The sequence below is a fragment of the Paenibacillus albidus genome, assembly GCF_014644435.1.
Taxonomy (GTDB): Bacteria; Bacillota; Bacilli; order Paenibacillales; family Paenibacillaceae; genus Paenibacillus_AQ; species Paenibacillus_AQ albidus.
Map to the genome: position 1 here is coordinate 1 of NZ_BMKR01000069.1, position 11487 is coordinate 11487.

Annotated in this window: 12 protein-coding genes and 1 pseudogene; 6 read left to right on the forward strand and 7 right to left on the reverse strand. The window is 43.0% G+C overall.

Annotated features, from left to right (window positions below; all coding sequences use genetic code 11):
* Positions 1-429 precede the first annotated feature (429 nt).
* The 4 genes from tnpA to rsgA form a co-directional block, all read right to left on the reverse strand.
* A complete protein-coding gene (gene tnpA / locus IEY53_RS33885; RefSeq protein WP_189032637.1) occupies positions 430-813 on the reverse strand; it encodes an IS200/IS605 family transposase in 384 nt (127 codons plus the stop codon).
* Between the two features lie 211 nt (positions 814-1024).
* The gene (locus tag IEY53_RS33890; RefSeq protein WP_189032639.1) at positions 1025-1837 is read right to left on the reverse strand and encodes a class I SAM-dependent methyltransferase; all 813 of its coding nucleotides are present in this window, start codon (positions 1835-1837) and stop codon (positions 1025-1027) included.
* 175 nt (positions 1838-2012) lie between these two features.
* A complete protein-coding gene (locus tag IEY53_RS33895) occupies positions 2013-3029 on the reverse strand; it encodes an aminoglycoside phosphotransferase family protein (protein WP_189032641.1) in 1017 nt (338 codons plus the stop codon).
* A 33-nt stretch (positions 3030-3062) separates the two neighbouring features.
* A complete protein-coding gene (rsgA, locus tag IEY53_RS33900) occupies positions 3063-4100 on the reverse strand; it encodes a ribosome small subunit-dependent GTPase A (RefSeq protein WP_229696520.1) in 1038 nt (345 codons plus the stop codon).
* A 542-nt stretch (positions 4101-4642) separates the two neighbouring features.
* Between rsgA and IEY53_RS33905 the strand changes: the two genes are divergently transcribed.
* From IEY53_RS33905 to IEY53_RS33915, 3 genes are all read left to right on the forward strand, one after another.
* Positions 4643-4972 (forward strand): hypothetical protein, encoded by a 330-nt coding sequence (locus tag IEY53_RS33905; RefSeq protein WP_189032642.1) that lies wholly within the window; start codon positions 4643-4645, stop codon positions 4970-4972.
* Between the two features lie 45 nt (positions 4973-5017).
* The gene (locus IEY53_RS33910; RefSeq protein WP_189032644.1) at positions 5018-5506 is read left to right on the forward strand and encodes a YfbM family protein; all 489 of its coding nucleotides are present in this window, start codon (positions 5018-5020) and stop codon (positions 5504-5506) included.
* Between the two features lie 63 nt (positions 5507-5569).
* Positions 5570-6025, forward strand: coding sequence for a hypothetical protein (locus IEY53_RS33915; protein ID WP_189032646.1), 456 nt, complete (start codon positions 5570-5572; stop codon positions 6023-6025).
* Between the two features lie 331 nt (positions 6026-6356).
* On the opposite strand, the gene IEY53_RS33920 is transcribed toward IEY53_RS33915, so the two are convergent.
* On the reverse strand, positions 6357-6989 hold the full coding sequence (locus tag IEY53_RS33920) for an NAD(P)H-dependent oxidoreductase (protein ID WP_189032648.1): 633 nt from the start codon (positions 6987-6989) through the stop codon (positions 6357-6359).
* 127 nt (positions 6990-7116) lie between these two features.
* On the opposite strand from IEY53_RS33920, the gene IEY53_RS33925 reads away from it, so the two are divergent.
* Positions 7117-7479, forward strand: a complete 363-nt coding sequence (locus tag IEY53_RS33925) for a winged helix-turn-helix transcriptional regulator (protein WP_189032650.1) — start codon at positions 7117-7119, stop codon at positions 7477-7479.
* A 128-nt stretch (positions 7480-7607) separates the two neighbouring features.
* On the opposite strand, the gene IEY53_RS33930 is transcribed toward IEY53_RS33925, so the two are convergent.
* Positions 7608-7997, reverse strand: coding sequence for a carboxymuconolactone decarboxylase family protein (locus IEY53_RS33930; protein WP_038595249.1), 390 nt, complete (start codon positions 7995-7997; stop codon positions 7608-7610).
* 94 nt (positions 7998-8091) lie between these two features.
* Between IEY53_RS33930 and IEY53_RS33935 the strand changes: the two genes are divergently transcribed.
* Positions 8092-8466: a MerR family transcriptional regulator gene (locus IEY53_RS33935; protein ID WP_189032652.1), complete on the forward strand. Its 375-nt coding sequence runs from the start codon at positions 8092-8094 to the stop codon at positions 8464-8466.
* Between the two features lie 258 nt (positions 8467-8724).
* Here the strand turns inward: IEY53_RS33935 and IEY53_RS33940 are convergent.
* A pseudogene (locus IEY53_RS33940) lies at positions 8725-10189 on the reverse strand (Tn3 family transposase); the annotation flags it as partial.
* Positions 10190-10380: 191 nt separating this feature from the next.
* Here IEY53_RS33940 and IEY53_RS33945 point away from each other — a divergent pair.
* A complete protein-coding gene (locus IEY53_RS33945) occupies positions 10381-11037 on the forward strand; it encodes a DJ-1/PfpI family protein (RefSeq protein WP_189032654.1) in 657 nt (218 codons plus the stop codon).
* The last annotated feature ends 450 nt before the right edge of the window (positions 11038-11487 follow it).

Here is an 11487-nt window from a genome sequence, read left to right on the forward strand (position 1 = left end):
TTTCGTTGTGAGTTTGGGGAAGGAACCTTCTTTTTCTGCTTGTTCTGTTAATGAATTAATAGCTCGAATATATTCTCTGCTTAATAACTTTAATTCGATGGAGTTACTTGGAAAGAATCTTATCTTTATAGTGACGGACTGCATAAGTTTTCACCTCTCTCCTTAATTTGTTTCGCTCTTTTGATTGATTTATACTCGTCAAATGTTGATCCTCTAATTAATGACTAGCCACCTAGCCAAAATATTTGTCGTATATATCCCTTTGGCATTTTAATTTGAGACTTAGCGCAAACGTTTCTATCGCACAATACCATTTTAGCCTTTTCGAAATCCTCACGATAGTATTTGTCGAATTTGAAATCCTTGATAAATTGTTCAGTTCCACAACAGTCGCATTTCACTCGCATGTTTTTTCACCCCCTTGTTTTTTTATTGTTCAACATATCTTTTAATCGTTTCACTAGACACATTTCCTGCGGTACTTACAAAGTATGAACGTGTCCAAAGTGAAGGCAAATGAGCTAAATGTTTAAACTCCTCTCTCAGTCGTTTAGATGTGACTCCTTTAATTTTTGCCATAATATCAGCAGGACTAAATGTCGGCAAAGCATTCAAAAATAGATGTGCGTGATCTTGATCTGTTTCGATTGCGATAATCTCTATTTTCAAATCATCACAAACATCTTTAATCAACTTCTTAAATCTACTTTCAACATCAAATTTAAGATAGATTTTCTTTCGATATCGTGGACAAAAAACAAAGTGATAATTGATTAGCGATACAGTTGTGTTGGTTCTTCTATAATTATCCATACATTAATTGTCTCAGTTATGTTTAAAACTGAAACATGATAACCATAAAATGTTGGAACATTAAGTGTCTTAGGACACGCCTGTTCCAATCTCGCTATCATCCCACACCTAAAGGAGTGGGCTTTCTCGCTTAAAATGCTGTAATTTTGACAGATTCATTACCGAATCCATTTCGAACAGAGGAGTTGGTTATGAATTCAAATATCGGATACTATAGTTTCCTTGCCTTGATTACAAAAGTTACAGGAAGCATCTTTGCTTTTTTCGCAAAATCGCTGTTATCGTCCCGCGATTGTATAATTTCATCATCAGATTGCTCAATCATTTGTTCAATGACAAATCCCGCTTTTGAGAGCGCGTTCACATAGGTTGATAGTTTACGGTCCGATAATGTTAGCGTGCCTTCATCAAGTGATACCGAATACCAAGATTCATCAAAATAACATTTTTTAAAAGTTAGCATATTATTTTCTGCAACAACACATTTGTGTATCGGATGAGACCAACTGAAAATAAATACGCCGTCTTTTTTCAGGTAAGAAGCGATCCGGCAAAAAGTACCCTCAAGATCGGTGGTCCAGCCTATGGCATAAATCGAATAAACGAAGTCAAAATAATCCTCTGGTATACCACATTCTTCTTCCATGGGAGAACAGATCAATTTTGCTGAAAGACCGCATGACGTCAAAAGTTGCGTTGTCTTTTCGATTTGTTTTTCTGATATGTCCATACCCCATAGTTCAGATGCTTTGCGGTCCCCCTGATACTGCAAGGATTGACCGCTTCCACAGCCTATTTCCAGCATCCTTTTTCCTGAGACATCGCCAAAAAGTTGGCACTTTTCTTCTGAGACAAATGCTCCATAGAAAGGAAGCGCGGTTGCTCCTAAGATGTCATTTCCTTTTGTATCCCAAAAGCTACTGTTTGTTTCATGTATAGAATTCTTGTCCGTATCGACCGAGATGGCGCTGCCAACCTCGCCAGCGCCTATAATGTTTGTTCTATACACAGAATTCTTGTCCATCCGGTACCATCCCCCAATATAAATAATATGTGCTCTGCGCTATTGATCCCAAAATAATGTACCATTTTCCCATGAACAAATCTACCTAAAATATTCCATTTTGATCGAATAGGAGTATGAAAGAAACTCCGAAAACCCACTACATTCAAGGGTTTTCGGAGTAGTTTTTTTAGAGTCAACCCTGCGCAGGGCTGCTCTTCATTTCATAGATTTTTTGGAGCGTATGGACAAGTTTCGTCTTCTCGTCATCGTCCTCTGTATGGAGATACCACTCCACTAGCCTGTACCCGAATACGAGAAGGATCAGCTCGTAGACGCAATGATCGGCGATAGGGGATACATCCGCATACTCCGAAAAGCCTTTGTAATACGCGGGGACACATCGCTGGTAGTATTCGACCATGTGATCGATATCCGCTTCATCCGCAATCAGGCTTGCGAGATCCTCGCCCAAGTATCCCCATCCGGATGTATCCCAGTCAATGAGCGCGATTTTCCCATCGGCATAGATCAGGTTGGTCACCCAGAAGTCCCGGTGGCATAGCACGAGGGGCAATTTTTCGATGCGGGCGAGTATCTCGTCTGCGTGCTCATCGATGTCGATGAGCATTTGCCGCACGTGCTGCGGGAATTCACAGTCCTCCGAGCGTATATAATCGTAGACGACCGGCCATGACCGGTAATGCAGGTACGTATTCTTCATGAGATCCGCATGGCTCAGGTTGGTCAGGCTCTGCAGCACAGCGGGTTGCTCCGCATACAGCTTGCCTTGATAACGTCCTAACTCCAGCGCGGCCTGTTCATACATGTCACCGGTCAAGTCTAAACCGGTTACGCCATCGATATATTCCAGCCACAGCTGGAATTCATTTTCTTCGGCATTGATCTCGGCGTGATAACATGTCGGCCAGCGGAACGCATCCGAGAACGTCGCTCCCAAGTCAGACGCATAGAGATCATATTCCCGGCGCCATGAACCCGGATCGCCGTAACGCTCCCATTTCTTCTGGATTTTCAGCACGATACGGTACAGCAACTTTTCGCCATCCGCGGTTTCGGCGATCCCCGTTACCAAGTACACATTTCCCACAGTTCCGCCCTGTAATGTCTTGGTTTGGCAGTCGGCCGAGATGATATCCTTCTTGAACCGTCGGCTTAAGGCATAGATCAGCGTTTCGAATTTAATATTCATTTCTTCCAACCTCCGTTTTTCTTCGTTCGCTTGCTACACATGGCGGATCGTTTTGTTTCTCGCCCTCTTGTCGATGAGGTAGCTCGTTTTATCCTGGACATACTTATTCTCATGCTGCTGGACAACATAATGCTCCCACCGTTCACGCGGCAACGAACCGTCGGCAAGCGCAGCGAGAACGGCACAGCCCGGCTCGGCCTGATGGCTGCAATCCGTAAATCGGCATTGCGGGAACCATTCCTCCACATCGGTAAAGCTTGCGCGTATGCCTTCGTCGGCATCGAAAAGCCCAAGCTCACGCATACCCGGCGTATCGATGACCATCGTACCGGAGGGGAGCATGAACAGCTGACGGTGCGTTGTCGTATGCCGCCCCCGGCTGTCGACCTCCCGGATCGCCTGAACCTTCATTACGTCCTGTTCTATCAACGCATTGAGCAGAGACGATTTACCGACGCCGGACATGCCGAGAAAGACGACTGTTTTACCTGGCATCAAGTACAGATCGAGTTCGTTCAGCCCCAGGCCTGTATGACTGCAGATCGCGTGAACCGGCACATCAGAGATGCTTTGTGTGACTTCTGCGAGCGGGAGATTATAATCCTCAACGAGATCAGCCTTGGTCAGAATGACGACTGGCTGGCCGCCGCTCTGCCTGGCTTGTGTCAGGTACCGCATGATGCGGGTAACGTTGAAATCCCAATTCAGAGAAGAAAGGATAAACACATAGTCAAAGTTGGTTGCAACGACTTGTTCCAGCACGGTTTTGGCATAGCCTGCGGCATGCCCTGAGTAATCCGCGCGTGAGAACTTGGAGCGGCGGGGCAGTACCGTAACGATGAGAGAATCTCCGCTCTCGTTGTAGTGCAGCAAGACAAAATCACCGACGCACGGAAAGTCTACGCGCGTTTCCGCGCTGTGATAGAACACTCCTTTGAGCACCGCCGTTACTTCGCCGCGCTCGGTCATGACCGTGAAGCGCTCGCGCCGAAGCTCCGTCACCCTGCCGGGCAATAATTCGTCGGGAATTGCTTCTATTTCTGTGTAGCCATAGGTTTTCAAATCCATCATAGTTTTTTTGTTAGCTCCTTTAATGTTGTTTTTTGGACGCAAAAATGCCACGGACAAGCAGCCTCTAAAGAAGCTGCTGTCGCGCGGCATCAGGACGCAAAAAAGATACGACCTTCATCGTATCCTGCAAACAGCAATATTCACGAAAGGTTACTTTGGATGACATACCAAATAATACGGACGTTTTCCCGCTTTTTTCGCGTATGCCAGCTATTCAGTTTTAAGACCAAACCACCATATAAGTAGTTGCCATTAAAAAACATCTCCCTTCGTGTCAGGAACTCGCTTATCGCTAAGCTGTTTATAAGATAACCTTTTCTGGAAAAAAATCAATGCTAGACAGCGCAGATTGTGTCAGCCTGCTCCATGAGCGCTGCGAAAGAAAGTACCTGCTGATGCTGAGTCAATAATTCTTTGGGATGGTATATCAGAGATCGGCGAAATTGGCAGCAGGCCAGAGCCTTTTCGTTACGGGCAGAATAGTTCAAATTATGGTAATATTGGGTTGGTTGTTCATTTAGGATAGGAGTGAATTCTGTATCGTGTCAGTATTAGCCTTTATTTTAGAACCGACTGATGAATTCGAACAGGAATTCTCAATACCTGTAGCATCTGAATCATTTTTCAATGAGTGTTGGGGCCCTGCGATAAAAGCATTACAATTAAAGTGGGTAGAGCATTTTTCATGGGGAATTGATGTAAGGAAAGAAGATTTGGATAAAGTCATAAACGAGTTGCTGCAGATTAGAGAGTGGTCACTTCTCAATTTAATGGAAGCGAAGCAGGAACATATCCTTTACCGTATCGATTTGTTAATCAGTAAACTACCAGCGGCATTTCGACGAGAAAATGCTGTGGTTTTCATTGGTTGATAGAGCAGTATAGTCACCACTAAAAATGGAAAGAAGGATGACAACATGGGAATGCGTGGATATTACTTTGCTATGGATGACAACATGGTGCAGCAAATCGCAGCAGGCGACATTGCATTGAAGAGTTTGAAAATTGACGATTATCCCGGACTGGACATTGATAGATCCTGGGAGGCGATTCACTACTTGCTTTGTGGAGATATTTCCGATGGAGATGCCCCTCTCGGCTATGTTGTTCCGCTGACGTCAGACAAAGGCATCGATTTTGGCTCATTTGGGGCGTTTTCCTTACGCGCCGAGCAAGTTGCAGAAGCGCTTCAGGCTATGTCTGAGCTGGATGAAGCGCAGCTCCGCTTGCGGTATGATTTCCCGGCCATGGTCAAGGACGAGGTATATCCTCTTGATCCTGACACTGTTTCAGACGAGGATGAGGACGAGTTCTTTGCCTACATGCTTCAGCATTTTAACGAAATCCGGCGTTTCTACAACCAAACTATAGCCGGGGGCAAAGGCCTCATCTTCTATATTTTCTGATTCCAATAATTTGAATCATCTCAAGCGGCTGCGTGGTAATTATATGGAGAGGAAGTTAAGAGAATGACAAACAAATTTATGAAGATTATTGGTGCTGGTGCATTATCTATTTTACTTACTACTGGAGTTGCTAGTGCTGTTTCGGCAAATGACTATACAGCATCCAAAGAAGGAAATAAGGTCATTAATATTGTCCAACCCAGTGTACTAAATTGGGATTTAACAAATAATACTGCTGCAGACCCAAATACTTCATGGACAGTACAGATTGGATATCCACATATTAACATGTATTTAAAAAATACAGGGTCAAAATCTTTTAGAGTTGAAGTAAAGCATAATACTAAGGGTACAATTATCTTTAATCAAACCATTGAAGCAGATGGAATAGGAAGAAATTTCATAAATAATGATAGTAATCCACTTGTTCCTTCAGGTACTTACACAGTGACTGTTTACGGTGGAACAGCTGTACCAAAAGGAACAGTTATACTTAAAGCTTCTGACACTCCTTGGTAAGCGTTATAATCTTGTAATGGGGCTGGCCCAAAAGTCATAAATAATGACTGAGGGCCAGCCCCTTTCTCATTTTTGTAAAACAAAAGAAACCTTTCCTTGGTAAAATGGAGCACTACTTTGTCGACGGCACAAAAATTGAAGCGAATGCTAACAAGTACACATTCGTATGTGGAAAGGCTGAACTTGTTAATCAGGATCTGCTTGAGTTAGGCGAATCCAGTTCCATTATGAGTGAAAACTGGAACGAGCTGTGCAGCAACTCGAAAGAACATGTTCACTTTTGGGGGATTTGTTCTTGTGGATTCCGGTTCGAGAACGATGGCCCCCCCTATTAGAAACGTTTGGCAACTTCCTTAGCATGTGCAATTGCTTTTTCTTTAATAGCTGGAGCTTGCTCTAATGATGCCGTTCCTTCAACAAAAATTGCCTCAATAGATTGAATCCCATAGAACTGTAAAACCTTATTAAGATAGCTGTATCCCATTTCAAGCGGAGCAAGAGGACCTTCCGAATACACGGAACCACTAGCTTGAATGTGTAAGGCTTTCTTGCCGGACAACAGACCTACAGGACCATTTGTGGTATATTTGAAAGTCTTACCCGGAATTGAAGTCGCATCAGTGTATGCTTTCAAAACCGGTGGGACCGAGAAATTCCACATGGGGGAAACATACACGTACTTATCAGCAGCCACGTATTGATCAACAATCGCCTCAAGACGAGCTACTTTTGATTTCTCAGCATCAGACAGTTGATCGAAAGACGAACCCGACCGAAGCTTTCCCCAACCACGTAAAACATCAGCATCGAATTGCGGAATATTCTCTTTGTACAGATCCAAATGAACAACTTCATCTGTTGGATTTGCTTCACGATATGCTTCAATAAATTCTGTTCCTACCGCGAGGCTAAAAGATGACTGAGGATCAAGGGGATGTGCGGTGATGTATAGTATCGTTGCCATGAATCAAAACTTCCCTTCTTTATTAAATATACTTTCTAGGTTAATCATATAATATATATTTCATTTGTGAAGTACGCACAATGATGTGCTATAGTATAAAAAAAGGTACTGTAATGGAGGCGAACATATGCAAAAGAAGAACCCTGTCCAATGTCAATTTGTTGTGGCGCTGGATTCAATCGTCGGCAAATGGAAGCCGATTATCCTTTACCATTTGCTTCAAGGTAAACCTTTGCGGTTCAATGAGCTAAGAAGATTGCTGCCCGATATCACTCAAAGGATGCTTACGCTCCATCTGCGCGAATTGGAGCAGGAAGAGATCGTTAAACGAGTCATTTATCCGCAAATTCCGCCGAAAGTAGAATACTCCATTACAGAATACGGCATGAGCCTGTCTCCGATTTTGGAGACCTTACATCAATGGGGAGTGGCCCATATCGAGCGAAAGCAGCTCAAAAAGACGGAAAATGAACAAACAGAAACGGACTAGCGTTCGATATTATGCTAGTCCGTTTCATTCTGGGCATCGAGTCACAAATATAACGAAAGTGATTTCGAAACATGCCTGGCACCGCGGCTATCGGAAGACTGTTAAGCTACCGGGCAGGTTAGTTGTTTTTAATTCACAATTTTCAAATTTCTTTCCTCAAAAATTTCTTTGGCAACAAAAACGGCATTAAGAACTCTTGGAAAACCAGTATAGGGAATGCAATGCATTATCGCTTCAATTACTTCATTGGGTGTAAGTCCTACATTGAGAGCTGCGTTGATATGCACGTTTAGCTGTGGCTCGCATCCGCCTTGTGTTGTAAGCGATGCGACCGTTATTAGCTGACGCTGTTTGAGATCAAGAACTTCCCTTGAGTATATCTCTCCAAATGCAAATTCAACAACGTACTTTCCCAGGTCGGGAGCAATGTCCCTCATTGACTCAATAACACGTTTTCCTCCTTCACCGTCTATTTGCATTAGTTTTTCCCAACCACGTGTATAACGTTCATTTGACATATGTTATTCCTCCTCTGTGTAACTTAAATTAAATGTTACACTTTAGAGTGCACTCTAAAGCAATGGCTTTTTTTGATGTGCTATAATTATATTTATGGAACCTAATTTTTTTACAATTCAACAAATCTCTGAAATGACAGGGCTTACTGCTCATACATTGCGCTATTACGAGAAAATCGGATTGCTATACGGGATCCATCGAGATACAAATGGGTACCGCCAGTATTCAGAGTCTGATATCTCGTGGATTCATTTTTTACTCCGATTGCGGGTAACAGGAATGAAAGTCAGCGATATGAAGCAATTTTCTGATCTGCGAAGTCAAGGTGAAGCTACAATAAGTGGAAGACGAGAGCTGTTGGAAACCCATCAAAGAAACGTTCTTGCTCAAATTAATGAACTGAAGAACAACCTGAAGATGATTGATGAAAAGATAGAAACTTATAAATGGATGGAGGGGCAAGATTAAATTAGTCATTGAGGTTATATCGGTCAATTTGGCCCCTTTTTGGGAGCAAACAACCAGCTAAAGACACGCCTTTTTTCTCAATGCTTTGAAGCTACCCTTTAATGCGAACATGGACTGGAATGATTCTTTTATTTTTTGCGATTGACTGTAAGGTTATTACTTTAAGGGGTACCACCAGCAAAACGCGGATTTACAACGCTAAAGGAATTTATAATTCAAAAACAGCCGATTTTCACCACGATAAAGGTGTAATCGGCTTTATTGCAATTTTTGGTTCAATGGTCGTAATGATTCTAATGTGGTAACTCCCTTAATATCAAAACGGTACTCCCCAAGGAAGTTTATGTGCTCCCAACCCAATGGAGACATATGCTTTAATAAATCTTCTCGTAACGTTCCTTTTTTCGAAGTAGATCCGTAGCTTTGCCTAGAAATACTGTATTCCAAACGCAAATTTTATTAATCAGGATGTTTAAAGCACTTGCTCGTTGCAGCTGATCCTGCAAAGCACGCTCTCTCAGCTCTCCATGTTTCCCAAAGAAAATGGCTCGTGCCAGGGCGTTCATTGCTTCTCCTTTAGTTAATCCGCGTTGGATACAGCGGCGCATCGATTCGCTTGAGATGTAGTTCAGGATAAAGATTGTCTTTCCAATTCGCCCCATCTCTCGAAGTGATTTGGCAACTTTATTCTGGCGAGCGAGGAGCCAAGCTTACCCATGAAGAGCGCACCGGACACTTTACCCTCCCGGTTAGAATGCACCAGGCGCAAAACATCATCGTAATTCCGATCACATAAAGTTTTGCGTCAGATAAATCTCGAAGACGCGGGGCAAATCGAAAGCCAAGTAAATGGGTCAAGCCAAAGACTTGATCCGTATAAAACAGCAGTATCAGTATACTGCTCCTCAATTGATAAGTCCGACTCATGATGTAAGAGGCCATCTATGACGTGTACCGCATCCCGAGCGTTAGTATTAATGACTTTTGTATAGAAAGATGAAAATTGATTGCTAACGAATCGATAAATTGTAGCTCCTCTTCCTGCCGTAATGGGGGTTAGGATCAGCACTGAGAGATAAAACAACGCCTACTTGCACGCGCATACCGTCGGATGAAGATGTGCTTCCATCCCTCCAATAAGACGTTAATGATCGGCGATGATGAAAGTTCACAAGTATTGCTTGCGCTCTGTTCATTGCATCATCGTACATCCTCCATTGAGCAGCATTGGCCATTTGATGATATGAGATACCAGGTGTTGCATCAGCCATTTTTTTTGTTAAGCCTATATTGGTACCCATTGCCATGAGAGATGCCAGAACAATCGATTTTTCTTCAGCTTTAGGTAGGCGAGTGGTTGAAGCATGAATGAATTGCTCGTCAAATGATGTCCAACTTGCTACTTCTAAAAGGAGGTCTGTCAGCCCAGGTACTCGTCAAAGTCTTTATGCTGTCTGCTGCCGACAATGGAAACATCTCCGGATCTCACATAGTTTCGCAATTCGGTAAGAGCAGCCATCTCATAGTAGTGTCGGTTAATGGTTCCATCTTCATCGAAAACATGCTTTTGCCATCGGTTGGTTACAAAATCTAGTGGAGCACCTTCAGGTACTTTTCGTTTGCCTGTATCATTCATCTCTCGAATAGTATTTAGCGCTCTCATTAACAGTTCAGCTGACTTTGTTGAACGGAATTCCAATGTACTTAGGAGGGTAGGTGTCCAAGGCAAGGCATGAGGGTTTTACACTGGTAAGCGTATTAGTACTTCCAAAGGTTACTTTCTGGTTGTGGGCGATACCGTTCATGACCAGAACGCCGAGCAGTGTTTTCATAATATCGACATACCCATACCCCGTATTAGTATGTTATAGTTTGTTTGTAAGAATAGAATCCCACTCCAAAGGAGAGATCATCTTGAAAATCGCAATCATGCTTTTCGATGGAATCACAGCACTAGATGCAATTGGTCCATACGATGTATTTGCTGCTACACTGAAATGTGAAGTGAAGTTTGTCGCTAAGAAAAAAGGGTTAATCAAACTGGACTCAAATATGGGTTATTTGCATGCCGATTACAGTTTTTCTGAAGTTACTTCAGCTGATATTCTCGTTGTTCCAGGTTGCAGTCCGCCAAATTATAAAACTCCAATGAATGACGAAGAAACGTTAAATTGGATTCGCCAAATGCATGAAACTACGAAATGGACCACGTCGGTTTGTAACGGCTCTCTGATTTTGAGCGCCGCAGGCTTGTTAAATGGAATCGTAGCCACCAGTCATTGGGGATCCTTCGACCTGCTTCAATCTCTTGGAACAATTCCAACAGATGAAAGAGTGGTTCGTCAGGGCAAAATCGTTACAGCAGCCGGTGTCTCCTCTGGTATTGATATGGCACTTCAATTAATAGCATGGGAATTGGGAGAAGATATGAGTAAAGGAGTCCAGCTGATTTTGGAATACGATCCGCAGCCACCGTTTGACACGGGTTCCCCAAAGAAAGCGCCTGCTTTATTGGTAGAACAAATAAGAGGGATGTTACAAGAGTTTGCAAAACGGGAGCCCAATTTATAAATCACAAATAATTCAGCATATTCTCAATAGCGTTATTGTGGTAGGTTGAGGTAGGTGTAAGGTATCTGAGCAAGACCTCATTCCGGTATTAACGTGGCTTAAACGTTCAATATTGTTAGTACTTGGTAGCGGAAATATCCAAAGAAGAAGAAGGAGCGAAGTGCTCCTTCTTTTTTATAAATCGGGATCATTTGAATTGGAGGAAATCTGATTGATCCAGTCCATAGTGAGTTTCAGTCACCTCTCATGCAGTATCAGACGGCAATTGGCAAGGGTATGTGCAGTATAATTTGAACCTCTCATGACTAAAGTCACGAGATTCTTGGGTAGTCCCTTCTAACGAAGAGAAATGTACCAAGCTAACCCTGTCGTTCCGACAGTTCGTGTAAGGATTACACCTCAAGAAGTCTTTTGCCTTCGGCAAGAATGTTCAGGCTTGCGTTAAAGTCT